At 49.8% G+C, this 19022-nt stretch carries 20 protein-coding genes and 1 other RNA gene; 7 read left to right on the forward strand and 14 right to left on the reverse strand.

The window, feature by feature from the left end; genetic code table 11:
* The first annotated feature begins 134 nt into the window (after positions 1-134).
* Positions 135-272: a hypothetical protein gene (locus MKY48_RS23935; RefSeq protein WP_015736685.1), complete on the forward strand. Its 138-nt coding sequence runs from the start codon at positions 135-137 to the stop codon at positions 270-272.
* On the opposite strand, the gene MKY48_RS23940 is transcribed toward MKY48_RS23935, so the two are convergent.
* The 4 genes from MKY48_RS23940 to MKY48_RS23955 all read right to left on the reverse strand — a co-directional run bounded on the left by MKY48_RS23940 (position 269) and on the right by MKY48_RS23955 (position 4474).
* Entirely contained in the window at positions 269-1678 is a 1410-nt protein-coding gene (locus MKY48_RS23940) for a L,D-transpeptidase family protein (RefSeq protein WP_339291263.1), read from the reverse strand. The genes MKY48_RS23935 and MKY48_RS23940 overlap by 4 nt on opposite strands.
* A gap of 168 nt (positions 1679-1846) precedes the next feature.
* Positions 1847-2086, reverse strand: a complete 240-nt coding sequence (locus MKY48_RS23945) for a ferredoxin (protein WP_009594795.1) — start codon at positions 2084-2086, stop codon at positions 1847-1849.
* A gap of 186 nt (positions 2087-2272) precedes the next feature.
* Positions 2273-3604, reverse strand: a complete 1332-nt coding sequence (locus MKY48_RS23950) for a DNA polymerase IV (RefSeq protein ID WP_339291265.1) — start codon at positions 3602-3604, stop codon at positions 2273-2275.
* Between the two features lie 33 nt (positions 3605-3637).
* Positions 3638-4474: an MBL fold metallo-hydrolase gene (locus MKY48_RS23955; RefSeq protein ID WP_339291266.1), complete on the reverse strand. Its 837-nt coding sequence runs from the start codon at positions 4472-4474 to the stop codon at positions 3638-3640.
* A gap of 240 nt (positions 4475-4714) precedes the next feature.
* On the opposite strand from MKY48_RS23955, the gene cimA reads away from it, so the two are divergent.
* Positions 4715-6331 carry a citramalate synthase gene (gene cimA, locus MKY48_RS23960; RefSeq protein ID WP_098747981.1) on the forward strand — a complete coding sequence of 539 codons (1617 nt, stop codon included), beginning with the start codon at positions 4715-4717 and terminating at the stop codon, positions 6329-6331.
* A 92-nt stretch (positions 6332-6423) separates the two neighbouring features.
* On the opposite strand, the gene MKY48_RS23965 is transcribed toward cimA, so the two are convergent.
* Positions 6424-6975, reverse strand: coding sequence for a TlpA disulfide reductase family protein (locus tag MKY48_RS23965; protein ID WP_339291268.1), 552 nt, complete (start codon positions 6973-6975; stop codon positions 6424-6426).
* A 440-nt stretch (positions 6976-7415) separates the two neighbouring features.
* Between MKY48_RS23965 and MKY48_RS23970 the strand changes: the two genes are divergently transcribed.
* Positions 7416-7943, forward strand: a complete 528-nt coding sequence (locus MKY48_RS23970; RefSeq protein WP_339291270.1) for a M67 family metallopeptidase — start codon at positions 7416-7418, stop codon at positions 7941-7943.
* A 36-nt stretch (positions 7944-7979) separates the two neighbouring features.
* Here the strand turns inward: MKY48_RS23970 and MKY48_RS23975 are convergent, their stop codons facing one another.
* Genes MKY48_RS23975 through MKY48_RS23985 form a run of 3 tightly spaced genes read right to left on the reverse strand, consistent with a single transcriptional unit; the run spans position 7980 to position 11284 of the window.
* Positions 7980-8720: a 3'-5' exonuclease gene (locus MKY48_RS23975; RefSeq protein WP_076325741.1), complete on the reverse strand. Its 741-nt coding sequence runs from the start codon at positions 8718-8720 to the stop codon at positions 7980-7982.
* Entirely contained in the window at positions 8717-9796 is a 1080-nt protein-coding gene (locus MKY48_RS23980; protein ID WP_339291271.1) for a DUF294 nucleotidyltransferase-like domain-containing protein, read from the reverse strand. Before MKY48_RS23980 ends, MKY48_RS23975 begins: the two co-directional genes overlap by 4 nt.
* Before the next feature lie 48 nt (positions 9797-9844).
* On the reverse strand, positions 9845-11284 hold the full coding sequence (locus MKY48_RS23985) for an ammonium transporter (protein ID WP_339291273.1): 1440 nt from the start codon (positions 11282-11284) through the stop codon (positions 9845-9847).
* A gap of 319 nt (positions 11285-11603) precedes the next feature.
* Here MKY48_RS23985 and MKY48_RS23990 point away from each other — a divergent pair, with 319 nt between their 5' ends.
* Both MKY48_RS23990 and MKY48_RS23995 read left to right on the forward strand, forming a co-directional pair.
* Positions 11604-12053 (forward strand): MerR family transcriptional regulator, encoded by a 450-nt coding sequence (locus MKY48_RS23990; protein ID WP_076325738.1) that lies wholly within the window; start codon positions 11604-11606, stop codon positions 12051-12053.
* A gap of 42 nt (positions 12054-12095) precedes the next feature.
* On the forward strand, positions 12096-12776 hold the full coding sequence (locus MKY48_RS23995; protein WP_076325737.1) for a zinc metallopeptidase: 681 nt from the start codon (positions 12096-12098) through the stop codon (positions 12774-12776).
* 103 nt (positions 12777-12879) lie between these two features.
* Here the strand turns inward: MKY48_RS23995 and MKY48_RS24000 are convergent, their stop codons facing one another.
* Entirely contained in the window at positions 12880-13815 is a 936-nt protein-coding gene (locus tag MKY48_RS24000; RefSeq protein WP_076325736.1) for a LysR family transcriptional regulator, read from the reverse strand.
* A 91-nt stretch (positions 13816-13906) separates the two neighbouring features.
* Positions 13907-14521 carry a rhomboid family intramembrane serine protease gene (locus MKY48_RS24005; protein WP_339291276.1) on the reverse strand — a complete coding sequence of 205 codons (615 nt, stop codon included), beginning with the start codon at positions 14519-14521 and terminating at the stop codon, positions 13907-13909.
* Positions 14522-14643: 122 nt separating this feature from the next.
* On the opposite strand from MKY48_RS24005, the gene tpx reads away from it, so the two are divergent.
* The gene (gene tpx, locus MKY48_RS24010) at positions 14644-15162 is read left to right on the forward strand and encodes a thiol peroxidase (protein WP_339291278.1); all 519 of its coding nucleotides are present in this window, start codon (positions 14644-14646) and stop codon (positions 15160-15162) included.
* Positions 15163-15234: 72 nt separating this feature from the next.
* Here the strand turns inward: tpx and MKY48_RS24015 are convergent, their stop codons facing one another.
* From MKY48_RS24015 to MKY48_RS24025, 3 genes are all read right to left on the reverse strand, one after another.
* Positions 15235-15627, reverse strand: a complete 393-nt coding sequence (locus MKY48_RS24015) for a DUF1499 domain-containing protein (RefSeq protein WP_006211699.1) — start codon at positions 15625-15627, stop codon at positions 15235-15237.
* Between the two features lie 144 nt (positions 15628-15771).
* Positions 15772-15963, reverse strand: a non-coding RNA gene (gene ssrS / locus MKY48_RS24020) — 6S RNA.
* Between the two features lie 43 nt (positions 15964-16006).
* Positions 16007-16810, reverse strand: coding sequence for a DUF624 domain-containing protein (locus tag MKY48_RS24025; RefSeq protein WP_339266826.1), 804 nt, complete (start codon positions 16808-16810; stop codon positions 16007-16009).
* Positions 16811-16998: 188 nt separating this feature from the next.
* Here MKY48_RS24025 and MKY48_RS24030 point away from each other — a divergent pair, with 188 nt between their 5' ends.
* On the forward strand, positions 16999-17103 hold the full coding sequence (locus MKY48_RS24030) for a YjcZ family sporulation protein (protein WP_207383580.1): 105 nt from the start codon (positions 16999-17001) through the stop codon (positions 17101-17103).
* 189 nt (positions 17104-17292) lie between these two features.
* On the opposite strand, the gene MKY48_RS24035 is transcribed toward MKY48_RS24030, so the two are convergent.
* Positions 17293-18906 (reverse strand): DEAD/DEAH box helicase, encoded by a 1614-nt coding sequence (locus MKY48_RS24035; RefSeq protein ID WP_339291282.1) that lies wholly within the window; start codon positions 18904-18906, stop codon positions 17293-17295.
* Between the last annotated feature and the right edge of the window lie 116 nt (positions 18907-19022).

The following is a 19022-nucleotide window of genomic DNA, read 5'->3' on the forward strand; positions in this document are numbered from 1 at the left end:
AAGAAAGTTCTTCAGCATAAACCGGGCGATCGTCCTGACGAGAAAGCGATGTGGCAATTTCGGGACAAACCCCTTACAATAAAGGAGGATTGTACAAATCATTTTCATGATCATGAGAGAAAGAGGGGAAAGACATGTCAGCCAAACGTAAGCCTCCGACCTTGCAGCAGAAAAAAGAAGAGGTTAATAAGAAGGCCATACTATGGATCAGCTCCGGCATCGCTCTTCTTATTATCCTGATTATCGTTCTGATTGTGATCGCCCAGCCTTAATCCAGCCAGTGATACACCTTGTTGGGGTTGGTCTGCCCCTGGGCAAGCTTGAGCTTAAAACGCTCTTTCGGCGTCCACAGGTCCTCGGGCAGAACCCCTTCCCGAATTGTCACGACGGTTCCCATCGGAACCAGATCAAACAGCTCCTCCACATCCTCTTTAAGCATACGAATGCAGCCCTCAGATTCATTTGCTCCGATACTGTCCACGTCTAGTGTACCGTGTATCGCGTATTGCGTATCGGACAGCTGCATTCCCCGCGTCCCATAGGGGCCCTTCGTGGTCCCGTTCGGATTAACAACCTTGTCATTAATATGAAAATCACCCAGCGGCGTTTTCGCTCCTCCAAGCCCGACCGCATAATTGCGCAGCATGACGGTGCCGCTGACAACGGCAAGCCGATGATGTTTCCGGTCAATGATGACCTGAAGCGGCTGCTTAAAAAAAGGATCCCCGTTCGGCGAAGTCCCCCAATATCCAATCTCCTCCGGGTTGTTCCCAGGCTGCTGCCCCGGCTGGTCCTTAGGGCCGCCAGTTCCTTGGGACTTATGCTTCATCAATGCTCCGAACATCTCCTCCATTGCTTTCGAACGGCCGGACAGCCAATTATTCGGATACGGCTGCGTCAGTTCGTTCAAGCCTTTAGGCAGACGTCCATGTCGAGCCTTATACTGGTTGACCGCTTCCTGCAGCACGGCCGTCTCAACTTGCAGATCCGCCCATTGCCCCGCGCTCCGCTTAAGCTGCGAACTATCCGCAGGCTCGCAATCACACTCCAATGCCGCTCCTTCATATGGCTGGATCGCAATGGCGCCTTTAGCATCCCGATGCAATCCGTATAAACGTTCCATGTCCTTGCTCCATAACTGCCACTTGCCCGATTGCTTCATCCCCAGCGCAACCGACCAATTCGGCAATGCCTGCGGATGCCGAAGCAATGAGGACAGGGCTCCGGCCGAATCCTTTCCCTGACCGGAAGCAACGGCGGTATACAGCGGTTCTTTACGCGAATCCCGCTTCTCTTTGTTAACGGCCGAGGCGGATACCGGCTCATTCGGCGGAAACACATCTGATGCAAAATCCCCCGGAACGGAGCCCGGTGCCTGGGCTGGAGGAAGGAATACCAGCAGCAATAACACCAGCGCAGCAAGCAAACGCCGGGTTCTTTTTCGCCTGCGGTCCTTGTCCCTCTCCATCTCCAATAAACGCTGTTCGTAATTTTTCCATATATCGGACGGGACCTGACTAAGCTCAAAGGCTTCATAGACCCCTTCTGCCTTGTTGTAGCAGTAATTTGCCTTGCCCTGTTCGCCGGCCTGCTCATATTCCTTCCCCAGCAGGTACCAGGCCATTTTATTATCAGGATGCGTCTCCACATACCTTTTGAGGTACAGCGAATTGTTCATTCGGGAGCCTCCTTTTATGACATTTTTGCCTCTATTATCCTGTATATCGGAATAAACGCTCCAATTATGTATGAATCGTCGGATACGAAAAAACGCCCCCTGCCTTTGTCGGGCAGAGGGCGTCGGTATAAGTTCAAGATGGAATATCAGGGCTTAAAGCGGTATTGGTTATTCTGCGTTAAACGGCTCGTCAGCAATCCGAATTGAATCTGTTGGGCAGCCATCGCAGGCATCCAGCATATCATCATGCATATCTTCCGGAATTTCAGTTACCCCGCGGTTGTTGTCTCCGTCAAAAATAACTTCTGCCAAGCCTTCGTCGTCGTAATCGTAAATATCGGGTGCCGTTGCTCCGCATGCGCCGCAAGCAATGCAGGTATCTTTATCTACCCAAGTAAACTTCGCCATAGTCTCTCTTCCTCCTGTATATCTATAAACATCTCTATAAACATAGTATAAGCTGACGGTCTCCCGCCACCATCTACATATATTAATACAATTTTTTTAGGAATACAAATATATTTCCTAACATTTTCCGACAATAATTTGTTATTTTCAAAGGAAATGAAGGAGCTTCAGCTATCAAAAAAAAGGCTAATCGCGGTCCGGGTCCTTCGCGGGCGGCTGAACGGCATTTTTATTATCGTTCCCCAGATCCCTTACAAAATCCATCTGTAAAGATGTACCTCTCCGCTTATGATTGCGGATTAAGGACGACGGGTCATCTCCCAGCATGCCGGCGGTCAGCACCGCACTCTCGCCGAATTTATTGCGCAGCTCGTCCATGACCCGGGTCAGCGATTCTTTCTTTGGCTGTTTCTCGTAATCGAACAAATCCAGCTGAATGGCGGATTCCTCCTTCGCGATAAGCTGCTGCAGCGTAACGCCAAGCAGACGAAGCGGCTTGTCCTGCTTCCAGTGCCGGTGATACAGCTCGCACGCTTCCCGGTAGATATCCTCGGTATTTTCCGTCGGAATGGCCAGATGCCTCGACCGGGTGATGGTCTTCATATCCGGTGTACGCAGCGTGATCTGTATGCCGCTGGTCATTAGACCCTGCCTGCGGAGCCGGCGCGCTACCTGATCGCTCAGATTCAGCAGCACCCTTCGCGCCTCCTCCGCCGAAGTAACATCCTGCGGGAGCGTGGTCGTGTGTCCGATCGATTTGCTCTGTTCCCGCTCCGCAACGACAGGAGCATGGTCGATGCCGCTGGCTGCCCTTTTCATCCATGACCCCATTACGCCAAAAGTCGAGGTCAGCAGGCCTTCATCGGCAGCGGCCAGCTGTCCGATCGTCTGAATGTTCAACTTACGCAGCTTGTCGGCTGTTTTACTCCCGATGCCAAACAGCTCTGCGCAGGGTCTGTTCCAGAGTACCTGCGGGACATCCCGTATCCGCAGCACGGATAGCCCGTTGGGCTTTTTCATGTCCGAGGCCATCTTGGCCAGCAATTTATTCGGAGCAATGCCGACGGAGCAAGGCAGCGACAACTCCTCGCGAATGCGCTCCTGGATCTCCCGGGCGATATCCAGGGGGGTACCGAACTGCTTTGATCCCGTTATATCCAGGTAACATTCGTCAATCGAAGTCGCCTCCAACAGCGGCGTATAGGCATATGCTATATTCATAAATGCATTGGAATACTTGCGGTACAGATGAAAATCCGGCTGGATGATCATCAGGTCAGGGTAGATCCGCAGCGCCTGTCTCACGTTCATTCCTGTGCGGATCCCGAGTGACCGTGCCGCATAGGAGCAGGTGACGATGACGCCTTTTCGCAGCTCGATGCTGCCCGCGACAGCCGTGGGCTTGCCCCGGTAAAGTTCCGGCTCCTCCGCTTCGTGTACAGAACAGTAAAAAGCATTCATATCCACATGAAGTATAACGCGGCCACTGGCCGGATAATAATGGTCGATATGTCCCACGCAGAATTCCTTCTTTCTTCGGCACGGTTCTACTTAAGTCTTATTGCTGCCCTCATCTTGAAGTTCATTTTGAATGATTCTCACGTTTTCCTTATGGCACTTCGCCGTGAATTCGGAGACAAATCCGTGCTCCTGCCGCAGCTGGTCAAGAGCCGTATCATCGCCATCCATAACAGCCTGACGCAGTCGTTCCAGATAGCTCCGGGCTGCCTCCACTCTTCGATTCATCTCAGATCGGCTTGTCGTATGCCGGCCATGCCCCGGGATGAGCAAAGCAATCGGATGCTCCTTCAGGATCCTTGCAGCTTGGCGAATCGTTCCTTCATAGTCCCTCGCACTTTGGAAGATAAATGGAAGCTCAAAATCGGATAAATAGTCACCGGCTGCAAATACGCCCACGGAATCAATCACAGTAAACAAGCCGTCGGCCGTATGTCCCGGTGCTCTATAGAACGTAAGCGTTGTGGAGCCCATTGCGAGCTGTTGTCCATCTTCCTCGATAACCATATCAAGTACCGGGAATTCTATGGGATAATCGCGAGTAATATAGTGGGAAGCATCAAAATCACGAATTGATTTCAGTTTATCCTCTTTTTCCGGGTCATCTCTGAGTCCGGCACTCCCAATCGTCTTTGCGTCCGGGAAAGCCTTATATCCGATAATGTGGTCGTAGTCCCCATGCGTGAAGATGAGATAACACTCCCTGTTTCCCCGAACCGCGTTAACATGTTCTCGAATCTCATCGATTTCGTGCGGCAACCAGGTCGGATCGATGATAATGATACTCTCATCCAGCTGGATTACCGTTGATGTGGTCTGAAATAACGCACTTTGAAAAATCGTCACCTGATCATTAGAATATTGAATCATGTCATAAACTCCGTTCCATTATATCTTCTTTAGTCAATGAAGTGTCTTCATGTCATTATCCATGAGGAATCATGAAGGCTTCACCAACGCCTCCAGCATATCGTTACCCTTAACACGGGTCAAGAATAAGCCTCTATAGGTAAGGTTTGTTTTTTACTCTGTTACTTTCCCGCAAAGAAATGTTATAATACAAAATTATAAACAATACGGTCCAATCCCGGACACCCAAAGGAGGACATCATGTCTAAGTCCATTTCCATCTTTGATACGACACTTCGCGACGGAACCCAAGGCGAAGGAATCAGCTTGTCGGCGGACGACAAGGTCAAAATCGCCAAGAAACTCGATGCTCTTGGTGTTCATTATATTGAAGGCGGTATCCCGGGAAGCAACAGCAAGGACATCGAATTTTTCAAAAGAGTCCAGGATCTCGGCTTAACCTCAAAAGTAACCGCGTTTGGCAGCACTCGCCGCAAAGGCTCCATCGCCGACCAGGATGCCAATCTGCTTCGGATTTTGGAATCCGGCGTTTCTGCGGCCACTTTGGTCGGGAAGTCATGGGATTTCCACGTCCATACCGCGCTTCAGACGACACTTGAAGAGAATCTGGCGATGATCTATGATTCCATCGCTTTCCTGAAGCAAAAAGGCCTCGAAGTGATTTTTGATGCCGAGCACTTTTTTGACGGCTATAAGAATAATCCCGAATATGCTGTTGCCGTATTGTCCAAAGCACGAGAGGCAGGCGCTGATTGGCTTGTCATGTGCGATACGAACGGCGGCAGTCTCCCGCACGAGATCTCGAACATTGTTACATCTTTAGCGGGTCCATTGCCCGGCGCTCCACTCGGCATTCACACCCACAACGATTGCGAGCTTGCCGTTGCCAACACCCTAAGTGCCGTACAGGCTGGTGTCCAGCATGTGCAGGGAACGATGAACGGTTATGGGGAACGTTGCGGGAATGCCAACCTGTGCTCCATCATCCCGAATCTGCAGTTGAAGCTGGGTTATGAGTGCATCGGAGACGATAACCTACGCACGCTGACAAATACCGCACGGTATATCAGTGAAATCGCCAACGTCAATATGCCGGTCAACCAGCCGTATGTGGGTAACGCTGCCTTTGCCCATAAGGGAGGCATCCATGTTTCGGCAATCCTGCGCGATTCCAGAACGTACGAGCATATCGAACCGGAGAAAGTCGGAAACAAGCAGCGCGTGCTTGTTTCCGAGCTTGCAGGACAGAGCAACATCGTATCGAAGGCGCAAGACATGGGTCTTGACTTTGATCCGGCTAGTGAACAATCCAAGCATATTATCGGAAAAATCAAGGATCTTGAGCATGAAGGATATCAATTCGAAGGCGCGGACGCCTCCCTGGAGCTGCTTCTTCGGGAAGCGAACGGAGAGCTTAAGGAGCTGTTTACCTTCGAATCCTTCAAAATGCTGGTAGAGAAATCAGCTGGGCAACCGGTTGTCTCCGAAGCCTTCGTTAAAGTCAACGTTGCCGGTGAGAGCATCTACACTGCGGCAGAAGGCAACGGTCCGGTCAATGCGCTTGACAACGCGCTGCGTAAAGCGCTGGTCCAATACTTCCCGACACTCAAGGAAATGCATCTCGCTGACTATAAGGTACGGGTGCTCGATGACAAGGATGCGACGGCAGCCAAAGTACGGGTGCTGATCGAGTCCAAGAACTTTGAGAATTCCTGGAACACCGTCGGGGTCTCCAGCAACGTCATTGAGGCGAGCTGGGAAGCCCTGGTGGACAGTATGCGCTATGCGCTGCTCGGCCAAATCTCACCGGAACAGGTGCATGAGTCCGCGACTAGACAAGGGTTGGTTAATCACTAAGACTGTATCCAAATATAAAAAGCGCGTATCCGCCATGTCATGAACATGGTGGCCGCGCTTTTTTGGTGTTTCCGCCGCCTTTCGCTTCACAGCTAATTCAACAGCTTGGTTACCTTCTTGCGAAGATCCTTGGGATCCGGAGCGCCCAGAATGATTTCCTGGATCACGCCGTTTCGATCAATCAGCACATTCGTTGGGAAGACCTGGCCTTTATACAACTCCTCAAACACTTCTCCTTTGGGATCGAGAAGGATCGGATACCGAAGTTCAAAATCCTTAACGAATTGACGAGCTTTCTTCTCATTGTCATACTTGGACACGTTCACGCCGTAAATTTCCAGCTCATCTGCATATTCCGCCGCCAACTTGTCGAGTTCCGGGGCTTCTTGCTTGCACGGTTCACACCATGATGCCCAAAAATTGACGACCATTGCTTTATCGCGCGCTCCGCCGCCTGCATAGATCTTGTCGTCCATCCCCTTCAAGGTGAAGGTGGGGGCAAGCAGTCCAGCCTTGGCGCCTGTCTCCGTCGGGAGCGGCTTCTCCTGCGTGAAGACGGCTTGGATATTGTCGCCGGCTTGATTATAGATTACAGCGCCTACCGCAACAACAAGCAGGACGAGAATGATGATATTTCGTCTCATAGGTATAGGTTCCTTTGCTAAACTTAGTTATAGAGGTTGTTCAAAAAGTCCGCTTTTGATAAGAAAACCTCTATCGAGGCCACTTCAAGGATGAGCGACCGCGATGGATAGGTAGGTTTTCTTGCGATATAGAATTTCATCAGTTCCACTGATAATTCATAAATTCTATATCTAACACGAAGCGAATCAGGAAGCAGCTCGGCATCGAATCTTGAATTCAGCCGGGCCTTCCGGTGCTCACGTACCCAAAACGTACGCTCTGCTCCTCACTCCCTAGCTTCATCCAACTGAAGCGTTTTGAAAAAACGCACATCGGAAGCATAAGCTTCGGTGCTGAAAATCGACCTTTTTGAACATGCACTTATAGTCCCTATTGTACCCTGAAACCCTGATCTTTCAAACACGCGATCAACTTCAATTATAGCCCGGGAGGGAAAAAGATGAACCCGTCTGACATGGCCCTGGAGCAGCTTCTGCTGCACGCGGCAGTACAACAGCATATATCGGACTATACGTACGATTGTCTGCCAGAGGAAGCCTGTGGCGTCCTTATCGGGCACTCTAGCGCAATAAGCCGATCGGTAACTGTTACGCAATTTATCCCCGTAAAAAATACTGCGGAGTTTCCGCTGCATTCTTTTCATCTGGACCCTGTTCAATGGACCCGCTTGGTGTTAACTGAAAAAGGAATCATCGGTTTGTTTCACAGTCACCCGCACACATCCCCTGAGCCGTCCGGCGAGGATCTGCTGCAGCTCCCATCCTTCGGCGGATTGCTTCAGGTATATGCCATCGGATCTCCTGCAGCTCCAAACGCTCCCGGCTTGAAACCATTACAGCTTCATGCCTTCAAAATTATGCGGGAAAAAGAAACCGCCGAATTAGACAGCGATCTACCGTCAAATTCCTGGGTTCGTCCGGCAGCGGAGTTCTATTCCCTCACCCCGATTCCTTGCCAGATCAAATAGGGTAATAAGCTATTGCTGCATCCATCATGTTTGAGGTTATGCCTCGCTTAGATAGACATACAAATCTCCCAGCGTGGTTGCATGGCCGCGCGCTTGAATTTCTTTCATATAATCCGCCCACAACCGGGCAGTCATTCGCGCGTCGGACAGAGCATGATGCCGGCCCTCCACCGGGATGCCGCTGCTCCGCAGCAGCTCATCCAGACTGTAGTCCTTCTGCTCAGGATATAATCTCTGTGCGAGCATCATCGTATCGAGGAGCCGATGGGTTAATCGGACCTTCGATGTCTTCCACAAGGCTGCGTTCAGGAATCCACGGTCATGCGCAGCGGCATGGGCAACAAGTACCCTGCCTCCGATAAATGCCATGAAATCATGCAGCCCCTCCATCAAAGGCGGGGCTGCATCAACCATATGCTGCGTAATTCCCGTCAGCTCAGCAATGAATGGAGGAACAGGAGCACCGCTGTTAACGATCATATGAAAGGTTTCGTTCTCGATCACTTGCTCGCCGATGACCTTGATTGCACCGAATGACAAAATTTCATCACCGTGCTGGTGATTGAACCCCGTCGACTCCAGATCAAATACGACAACCTCCAGCTCGTCCAGCGGAGTACCCAGAACCTCCGGCCTCCGGTTATCCTTCATCTGGGATCGGATGAAGGCCAACTGCTGCGCTGTCTGCGCGCCGCGCATGGAGGCGATGGCGGAATTAAAGTCACCCAAGCGGAGTGATCTCCAGAACCCACCGTTCGATTGTCCCGGTTCAGTCATGGGTTCCTCCTCTCCGCAAAACGGTGCTCTCGCTGCAATGACCGGTGTATCCGTCTGACCACACCAAGCGTATCGCGAAGCTCGTACTGCATGGTTTTGTTCTTGAGCTGCTCCTGCGGGATATACCCGCTGCTGATGATCAGCCCGTTCTCCAGCCTATGGGGCGTGTTATTTCTCAGCCGAAGCGCCGTCAAGAAAGCACGCTGCACGCTTTCCAGCAGGAGGTTGCCGCCCTCAAGCAGCATCACCTTCTCCATGCGCTTTTGCGTTGAGGTTTCGATGATGCCTCTTTGCAGCGCCATCGTGCGAATGCTGTTCACAAGCGGAATATAGACGCCATACTTCACGTCAAATTCACCGGCATGCTCACCAAACCGCTCCGTCACAATTCGTCCCATGACATTTAGCGTTGCCTTATGCTTGACCGTGTTTCGCAGCACGGCATTGCCGATGCTCGGGTGCAGCTCGACAGAGCTTCGGAAATGGTCAACCCATTCCTCCGATAGTTTGCCATCTCCTGCTACATGACGGAGATCCGAGGCGATGATGAAATTGCGAATCGGCTCCCACTGCTGGTCTTCACACCACTCGCTAATCTGATTTTTCCAATCGCCAAGCTTTTTGCTCCATAATGGTTCCGAACACATTACCTTTCCCGAACATTTGGGATAGCCTGCATCCTCCAGCAGATTCGCCAGCCGAAGGCCAAATTCCCGAAAAAAAGGGAGCTGATCCTCCTCCAGCTCATCACCAATGATCAGTCCATTGTCCTGATCACTCCACAACGTAGCTTCCTGCCTTCCGCTGCTGCCAAAAGCAACAAACGCATAACGCGCAGGAGGCCGGCCCAAGCCAGCCTCCCACATGTCCTGCTCACAGATTGCCGCGGCACGCTGTCCAATCAGATCGTGCATCGTATTGACGGATGCGATCCACTCTCTCAGCTCCATGTCATGACGCATCTCGATCAGATGGTTCTGACAAGCGATCCGTTCATCTCGTAATTGCTGGGCTGTTACTGCTGTCTGAATTTCCGAGAATACTGGAAACAGATTGACGGATTTCAGAGGTTTCATGCCGCGGCCTCCTTATTGCATATTCATTAACCATTTCGAGTTTATTATTTATAATGCGGTGTCGCTTCCAGGTAACGCTTTGCCTCCGGAACGAAACTCAGGGGAGTTCCCTTCCGATTCCGCCAGAAGTTTCATTTGCTCCGGATATCCGTAAGTTCCGTGTTCACTGATATCAAGGCCCATCAATTCTTCTTCCTCCGTTACGCGAATACCCATCGTGACTTTCATGATATACAGAATGATGAAAGAGATCACGAGAACGAATGCAAACGTTCCGATCAGACCCAGAAGCTGAACGCCAAGCTGACCGAAGCCCCCGCCGTAGAACAAACCTTCTTTGCCTACGCCTGTAATTTCAACAAGTCTAGGTGCTGCGAACAAACCGGTGGATACGGCACCCCACATACCGGCAATACCATGTACGGAGAATGCATATACAGGATCATCAATGCCTTTGCGGTCAAACCACTGAGCCGTAAAGAAGGTAATCGTACCAGCTACTGCACCGATAACAACAGCCGCCCAAGGTTCCACGAATGCGCAAGCCCCTGTGATGGCAACAAATGCAGCGAGGATACCGTTTAGCATGCTGGGTATATCCGCTTTGCCCCGAACCGCCCAAGAGATCAGCAACGCTGCAAGCGCACCTGCCGCTGCTGCGATATTCGTATTTAAAGCCACAAACCCGAAGAAGCCGTCCGTGAGTGCGGAGATGGTGCTCCCCGGATTAAATCCGAACCAACCAATCCAGATGATGAACACGCCGAGTACCGATAATACCTGGTTGTGACCTGGGATGCTGTTAGGCTTCCCGTCCTTATTATATTTGCCAAGTCGGGGTTTCAGAAGAACGGTAGCCACCAGCGCCGCTGTAGCACCTGTCAAGTGAACGACCGTCGATCCGGCAAAGTCCTGCATACCCAGAGCCCCAAGCCATCCGCCGCCCCACACCCAGTGAGCAACAATCGGGTAAATCACGATGGTGAACAGCAATCCGAACACGATATAAACGCTAAGCTTCGCACGTTCGGCCATACCGCCGCAAGCGATAGCCAAGGAGACGGCTGCAAAGGATAAATGGAACAGAAACATAATGGTCGTTGGCACATCGTAAGCGGACAAGGAATCAAATGAGCCTGATGCATTGTCACCGCTTAAGAAAAAACCTTCAAATCCGAAAAAGCTGTTCCCGTTACCGAATGCCAGGCCAAATCCTAGCGCCCAGAAGGCCACGATCGAAATGCCGAAGGTCAGGAATGTTTTACCGGCAACGTGGCCTGCATTCTTCATACGAACCGATCCGGCTTCCAGCAGTGCGAACCCTGCTTGCATGAAGAATACGAGCAATGCTGCCAAGAATACGAACACGGAGTTCAAACCAGCCGTTAATTCAACATTTGTGGCTCCTCCATCAGCGGCGAACGCGCTCGCCGGGAATGCAAGCAATGCGATTGCTCCCGCCATTAAACCTAGCCATCTTTTGTTCATGTTTTACACTCCCCTTAATGTTAACTAATATAACATCAACTTGAATTCATATTGTCATTATAGGGGGGCGAATGAATATCTGCAACGATTTTTTTCATGATAAACACCATTTGTGTAATATAATCTAACATTAAGTGCATTCAGTGCAAATCGTCTAACATCATGTAGAGTTAAAAAAGACGACTAAACATCCATGTTTTTTTGTCACAACTATGACGTTTGACTGTATGGTTCATGATCATGTATCATATTTCTATTAAAATGAAAATATAAATGCATTCATTAATGTCCAATTCAATGAAAGCTTGTGAGGTGATGAATGATGGGGATCACGAGAGGAAACCTTTTCCGGATCGGTGAGCTGGCCAAGGTTGCTGGAATCAGCGAAAGAACCATTGACTATTATACGAAGCTGGGTTTAATCTCCCCTGAGAAACGGACGTTAAAAAATTACCGGTTGTACAGTTCTGAAACCTTAAGCACTCTCGAACGTATTAATCAGTTAAAGCAAGAGAAATATACTCTCGATGAGATTAAGGAGAGACTGGATCGCTGGAAGTCGGTACCCGATGATTCCGAAATGACGGAGAAGCTAACCAAGCTCGAAATACAGATGAGACAGCTGGAACGGGATGTGAAGGAACTCAACCCGCTTCTGCGTGAATTAAAACCAAGTCAAGCCCGGGAAGTACTTGCTAACATCCTTCCTAAAGGAGCTGCCTGTATCGAGTCGATTCAAATTTTGTTGAACCAGTTCACTTCGATGTAATGGTGAAGAACCAAACGACAACTTTGTATGGGGGTATGATATATGTATTCTGACTGGATGTTTATTCTCATTATTATCGCTTTTATATTCTCGCTCTGGGCTCAGTTCCGGGTCAAAGGCACATTTAATAAATGGGCCAAGGTTGAGAACAGCACAGGCATGACCGGATACGATGCTGCCCGGCACATGCTGGATGCGAGCGGTCTCCACGATGTTCCGATTGAACCGGTGCCAGGCACACTCTCCGATCACTATGATCCGACTAAGCGCGTTGTGCGTTTGTCCGAGCCCGTTTATTATGAACGTTCCATCTCGGCTGTCTCTGTTGCTTGTCACGAGGTCGGCCATGCGATCCAGCATGCGGAACACTATCCGATGCTTGTCGCCCGGCACAAGATGTTCCCGGTCGTAAATTTCGCATCGGGTATCGCTCCGTTTCTCTTGATTGCGGGATTCCTGTTCCAAGCCATGAATCTGGTCGGTCTCGGCATTCTCTTCTTCTCTTGCGCCGTTGCCTTCCAGCTTGTCACCCTGCCGGTCGAGTTTAACGCAAGTAACCGTGCCCGTCAGCTGATGGTTCAAGAAGGCTATATCGCCAATGACGAAGAGCGCGGAGTGGCTAAAGTATTGAACGCCGCAGCTCTGACCTATGTCGCTGCCGCCTTGATCTCTCTGCTTGAGCTGATCCGTTATATCATGATCTTTACAAGCAATCGGGAATAATTTAATAAAGCGTAACAACAAAGGGCTTTCCTCTCTACCATGGTTTGGCGGAGAAGGAAAGCCCTCTTTTTGTATTAGGTTATTCTCGATGAATGAAGCCAGGTTAGGGAGTTGTTGTGGAATCCGCTTTCCCTTCCTTTTTCGGTGACGGATCAATACCAAAATATTGAAGCAAAAACGCACGGAAGGCTTGCGCAACCGGTGGCAACTTCTCGTCCGCGCGGTGAATCAGACCGATGGAACGCGTTACCTTCGGCTCCGAGATCCGGACGCGTGCCGGCTGCAGCGGATTCGTCTGGAATAGCGCCATTTCAGGAAGCAAGCTGACCCCCATACCGGCTGCAACCAGCCCGCGGATCGTATCCGTTTCCTCGCCTTCAAAAGCAATTTTCGGCGTGAACCCGGCTTCCAGGCAGGCATGCCACACAATCGGACGCAAGGAGTAGCCTTTGCTGAACAGCACAAAGCGCTCCTCTTTCAACTGCTCCAGCTTGATGGACTGCTCCCCCGCAAGCGGGTGATTCGGCGGCAGGATCGCAAACAACTCCTCTGTCAAGACGATATCTCCGTCCACTTGATCATGACGATCCGGAAACGGCGACACAAATGCCAAATCCACTTCAGCCCCAACCACGTCCCGGATCAAAGTCGGGAACATCCCCTGCTTGAACCGGAACTTCACGTTCGGGTATTTCTTCCGGAATTCAGCCACAATGGACGGAATCAAATGGATGCCCAGGCTGTGCGGGAATCCGATGCGGATCTCCCCCTGCTCCGGGTCCAGAAATTCATGTATCTCGACGACCGCACGGTCCAAGTCCTTCATAATGCTCTCCACCCGTTTGCAAAAAAGCTGACCTACCGGGGTTAACTGCAGATTCCGGCCTTTTTGCATGAACAAATTAACACCAAGCTCTTCTTCCAACTGATGTATTTGACGGCTGACGGCTGACTGAGCCACATGAAGTTCTTCTGCCGCTTGGGTAACGTGTTCCTTTTGCGCAACCTTTACAAAGTATTGCAACTGTCGTAATTCCACGCCTTTTATCGCTCCATTCTTATTCCCTAGAAGACTTGAAGACTTTATCAAATCATCCAATTCTATTATAACAGACCCCTCTAAGGTCCGATTATGTTCGACGTTTAAATAATCGAATCATGAGACCGTAGAGGAAAAATCCGCCTACCAATCCGCCGACATGTGCTACAAGGCTGACCCCTGGGGTAAACGAGAACAGAATCCCCAAAATAAGCAGGGTGAACAGCGTCTTGCGGGACGACTCATCCATGACATGCCGCTGGAACAGGGCAATATACAGATAAGCGCCATATGCACCGTATATGGCTCCAGAAGCGCCGACAAGAAAGTGGTAACCCTCCATGCGCTCATAATATGCCAATCCGATGATATTGCCGAGCAGACCACTGAGCAAATACAGGATCGCAAATTTCCAACTCCCCATGATTCTCTCCAGCGGGGGAACAAACACCAGTAGTGCAAAGCTATTAAACAACAAATGATCAAATCCATTATGGAGAAACATCGCGGCAAAATATCGCCAAGCTTCATCAACAAACTGCGGCAAATCCGATAAAGCCCCGTATTTCATCAGGGTCAATGGATTTCTCGATCCGCCGTCAATCGACGTCAGGACGAACATCACCAGGTTGATCACGAGCAGCAGCGATGTAACGGGATAATAACGCAAATAACTTTTCCAATTTTCATAACGTACGAATATCATAGCATCCTCCTCATCCTAAATCAGGCCAGGGATGCCCCTTAGTGGACATTCCCTTTTTAAAAAGATTATAATGTACCATGAACCTGATCACCAAACTTTGATATCCAAGGAGGAGATTTCTCATGGCTCAAGAACGTTCAGGAGCTGCCACTTTCAAAGGCAATCCTATTACACTCATCGGACCACAGCTCAAGGCTGGTGATGCCGCGCCGGATTTTACAGTGAGCAAAAACCTGCTCGAAGACGCATCTCTTAAGGATTATGCTGGTAAAATCAAGCTAATCAGTGTCGTTCCTTCCCTCGACACCGGGGTATGCGACGCACAGACTCGCCGTTTCAATGAAGAAGCCGCCGGTCTAGGCGATGATGTGGTGATCCTTACGATCAGTGCCGACCTTCCGTTCGCCCAAGCTCGCTGGTGCGGAGCTGCAGGCGTTGACCGGGTCATTACGCTGTCCGACTATAAATCGCGTTCTTTCGGTGAAGCGTATGGCGTGCTCATCAAGGAATTCCAGCTCGACATGCGTTCGATCTTCGTCGTGGATACTAACGATACCATCACCTATGTAGAATACCTTGGTGAGATGACGGAGCACCCGGATTACGAAGCCGCGATCGATGCAGTAAAATCTTTGCGGTAACACGCCAAAGGCTACATACACTGCACACTTTTAAAAAGCGGGAGAGCAGCTCTCCCGCTTTTTCTTATTCTACTAAGCATCCACTTTATACTTGCTCAGTTTCTTATCCAGAACAGCGTACAGGTTCAAGATAACCCGATAGTTCGCTCCCAGATCCCCTAGAGAACCGCGGGACGCCGAATACATATCAACTGCGCTGCGAACCGGACTGATGCCAAGCACGGATACGGTAATGTCCAGTGTACGTCCAAACGAGGTTCTTTTCTCGAGCGTAATTTCTCCCACGGATTTAACCTCATGCAGAACTTTGTAACCCGGAATTTTTTTTAGTGTCGAGGAAACCTCTTCAAAACACTTTTCTTTTGAAAGATTGTAATAACGCGTCTTCAGCTTGGGATCTTTAGCACGGTCGCTTGTGCCGTCATAGCTGCGCACGATACCAATTAGAACTCGTTTTAATGACAAAGACCGTTCCTCCTTTATAAATGACCGTTCCATCCATACTCTAGTTTAACATTGTTTATGCTTTCAGCAAACCTTTATATATAGCAAAAAGGCACCTCTTTCACTTCAAATTCGAAATGAAAGAGGTGCCCATTCATTGGTTTAACGAAACCCGCCTATGCCGTCCGGTAAACATTGTCTTCGAACCTGCATTAGCAGGTGGGTGACCGCAGAACCGCTTATGAATTCCCCTTGTCATATAGACAGGGCATTTCAGCCACGATTACGTATAGATCTCCCTAGACATCGTCATTGGTTCAAAACAACGGAAAACCGAAACGAACATCGCAGGATGTAGTCTTATTATAGGGGGTTTTGCCGGAAAAGTAAACCTCGCATATTAAGGTTTCGATCCATTATCTCCCTTTTGGGCAGCATCCATGCTTTCCAGAAGAGCTTGTTCGGTTTCAGACTCCTCTTCCTCGGCTTTCTTCATCTTCTCCTGCTGTTCCTGCATTTTGGTAAAGGTAGCATAGAAGTTAAAGAACGCGAACAATGCCATCAGGCAGAACAGGAAGAACACGAACAGCACCGGCATCTGCGTGCCGATATATGCCAAGACAGCGCTTCCGATCAACGTCGAAAATACCCGGAACGGGCGAATCAATGTCAGCAGTACGGCATTTTTCAACAGCTGTATCGTTTTCATCTCATAATGGACAGTCATGGAGAAGAAATTAAACAGGGAAACAAACAGCACGATAAGCAGCACGAGCATCACAATGCCGACAAGCTGGAAACCATCAAGCTGCGTCATATAAACCGTGTAATCCACATACATAATCACGAACAGCAGCGTATAAAAAATGCCGCCGATCATGCTCTGCTTGTAATTTTCCTTATAACCCTTAAAGAACGTTTTGAATACGGACACATCCGGATTGCCCATGACCCACTTACGTACAACGGTAAATAAAGCCGCCGTAGCCGGAAACAGAACAAACGGTGATAATATTCCGAGAACCCAGTTGGACAGCAGCTGCTCATTATGCGCATCCGGTGTCTGAACGGCCATCAGGAATTTAGTTAGAACAATAAACAGGAAAGGCGATGTACAAATAACCCACAAGATGTTCGAAAAAGCAATACGGGTAATCCACTCGGTGAGCTTGTATAAGCCACCCATGGCTCCTTTCATTTCCAAATCCGTTTCCTCCTCACTCAAATCATGCATGTATCTATTAATATACCTTATTTTGTACATGCATTGCCAGAGCCTAATTTATACGCACCTGGGTGAATGTCCAATCCAGCGCCATCGTTTTTCCATACGATATCTCGTAATCCGTTCAACAAGCTTGAATTTCCAAATTAAAAGAGGAGGGATTATGTATGTCTTGTGAAGGTGGCGGCGGGTACGGCTACGGATCAAATGTCGGTATTGTCTTGGTTCTGTTCATTCTCCTTGTAATTATTCTCAGCACATTCTATATCTAATGACTCCTTGAATCATTCAGTGAAACAGATCAGCTGTTATTGATCTAAAACTGCAAGTTTAAAGGGGATGCACCCTGGGTGCATCCCCTTTAAACATAAACAAAAGACGAAGCGGGCTTCACTTAGCGTGGGCAACTGCTTCGTCTTTTGTGCTCGGTTACTTCAGTCAGATAAAGTTAACCGTAAATACTATTCGTCTCCGCTCCGGTTAGGACGACGTTCGCCGCCGCTGTAGGAACGCGGTTTACGGTCACCGCTATTGTTGCGGTCACGGTTGTAGCCACCGCCATCGCGGTTGCCATAACTGCTGCCGCCGCCATCACGATTGTATCCGCCTTTGGAGTAGCCGCCACGGTTACCACCGCTACCGCTGCCGCTTCCGCCATCACGACGATAGCCGCCGCCACCGCTGTTGCTGCGTCCGCCATAGCCTCCGCTTGGCTTGCGGCCACTTCGAATATCCGGCTTCCGGCGCTTTGCGCGGATCGGATCTTCCGGAGTCAAGTGAATATCGGAGCCTTCCTTCTTGTCGCCCGTCAGGATTTTCATTGCAGCTGCCAGCAATTGTACGGAATCGTACTGCTCCAGCAATTGAATGGCAAGACCTTTATACTCGGTCAATTCGCCTTGCTCAATGATTTCAAGCACACGCTCAGCGATGATCCGTTGTTTACCTTCAATCGCTTCAGCGATCGTAGGCAAAGGTTTACGTGGAATACGGTGACGAGTCACACGCTCGATGAAGTACAGATGATCCATCTCACGAGGAGTTACGAAGGACCAAGCTGTACCTTCTTTACCCGCACGGCCTGTACGTCCGATACGGTGTACATAACTTTCCGGATCTTGCGGCAAGTCAAAGTTCACAACATGGGTAACGCCCGATACGTCGAGACCACGTGCAGCCACATCTGTCGCTACGAGAACATCAATGCTGCCGTCACGGAATTTACGCATAACGGTATCACGTTGGTGTTGGGACAGGTCACCATGGAGACCGTCTGCAGAGTAGCCGCGTTTTTGCAGAGCTTCTGCCAGTTCGTCTACCCGGCGCTTGGTACGTCCGAATACAATCGCAAGCTCAGGCGATTCCATATCCAGAAGGCGGCTCAAGGCTTCGAATTTTTGACGTTCAGGAACTTCGATATATGCTTGGTCAATCAGAGGTGCACTAACGTGCTTAGGAATAACGGATACATGCTCAGGTTCTTTAAGGAACTGGGATGCCAACTTCTGAATGTTAGCCGGCATAGTTGCGGAGAACAGCAAGGTTTGACGTTCTTCAGGAACAAGCTTAAGGATCGACTGAATATCTTCCATGAAGCCCATGTCCAGCATTTCATCCGCTTCATCCAATACAACCGTTTGGACATCATCAAGTCGGATGGTTTTTCTGTTGATGTGGTCAAGTAGTCGACCTGGTGTGCCGATAATGATTTGAGGCTTCTTTTTCAAAGCGCGGATCTGACGCCCGATATCCTGTCCGCCATAAATAGCCAAGGAACGAATTCCTTTAAAACGGGACAGTTTACCGATTTCTTCAGCAACCTGGATGGCAAGTTCACGGGTTGGTGTCATGATGAGAGCGACGATACGCTCCTCTTCCTTGGCGATCTTGTGAATAAGAGGAAGGCCGAATGCTGCTGTCTTACCCGTACCCGTCTGTGCTTGTCCAATCATATCCTTGCCGGTAAGAGCAATCGGAATCGATTGGGATTGGATCGGTGTGGCTTCCTCAAAGCCAAGTTCAGTAATTGCTTGCAGCACGCGCGGCTCCAAGCCAAAATCTGCGAAATTTTTCAATAGGTTCATACTCCTTCTATCTGTGGACTTCCACTTTCTTCTCTGTATTCTTAAGTAGTGGTAACGTTTATAGGCTTTCCCGGCCAGCAGGATTTTCTGCACGAGGTGAACCGGTA

The sequence above is a fragment of the Paenibacillus sp. FSL W8-0187 genome (assembly GCF_037969755.1).
Taxonomy (GTDB): domain Bacteria; phylum Bacillota; class Bacilli; order Paenibacillales; family Paenibacillaceae; genus Paenibacillus_AQ.

Coding starts and splice junctions, on each gene's coding strand:
- MKY48_RS23940 (WP_339291263.1), bottom strand. CDS start 1,678: ATGAACAATTCGCTGTACCTCAAAAGGTATGTGGAGACGCATCCTGAT.
- cimA (WP_098747981.1), top strand. CDS start 4,715: ATGTCTAAGTCCATTTCCATCTTTGATACGACACTTCGCGACGGAACC.
- MKY48_RS24005 (WP_339291276.1), bottom strand. CDS start 14,521: ATGATATTCGTACGTTATGAAAATTGGAAAAGTTATTTGCGTTATTAT.
- MKY48_RS23955 (WP_339291266.1), bottom strand. CDS start 4,474: ATGATTCAATATTCTAATGATCAGGTGACGATTTTTCAAAGTGCGTTA.
- tpx (WP_339291278.1), top strand. CDS start 14,644: ATGGCTCAAGAACGTTCAGGAGCTGCCACTTTCAAAGGCAATCCTATT.
- MKY48_RS23965 (WP_339291268.1), bottom strand. CDS start 6,975: ATGAGACGAAATATCATCATTCTCGTCCTGCTTGTTGTTGCGGTAGGC.
- MKY48_RS23970 (WP_339291270.1), top strand. CDS start 7,416: ATGAACCCGTCTGACATGGCCCTGGAGCAGCTTCTGCTGCACGCGGCA.
- MKY48_RS23935 (WP_015736685.1), top strand. CDS start 135: ATGTCAGCCAAACGTAAGCCTCCGACCTTGCAGCAGAAAAAAGAAGAG.
- MKY48_RS23975 (WP_076325741.1), bottom strand. CDS start 8,720: ATGACTGAACCGGGACAATCGAACGGTGGGTTCTGGAGATCACTCCGC.
- MKY48_RS23990 (WP_076325738.1), top strand. CDS start 11,604: ATGATGGGGATCACGAGAGGAAACCTTTTCCGGATCGGTGAGCTGGCC.
- MKY48_RS23980 (WP_339291271.1), bottom strand. CDS start 9,796: ATGAAACCTCTGAAATCCGTCAATCTGTTTCCAGTATTCTCGGAAATT.
- MKY48_RS23985 (WP_339291273.1), bottom strand. CDS start 11,284: ATGAACAAAAGATGGCTAGGTTTAATGGCGGGAGCAATCGCATTGCTT.
- MKY48_RS24030 (WP_207383580.1), top strand. CDS start 16,999: ATGTCTTGTGAAGGTGGCGGCGGGTACGGCTACGGATCAAATGTCGGT.
- MKY48_RS23945 (WP_009594795.1), bottom strand. CDS start 2,086: ATGGCGAAGTTTACTTGGGTAGATAAAGATACCTGCATTGCTTGCGGC.
- MKY48_RS23995 (WP_076325737.1), top strand. CDS start 12,096: ATGTATTCTGACTGGATGTTTATTCTCATTATTATCGCTTTTATATTC.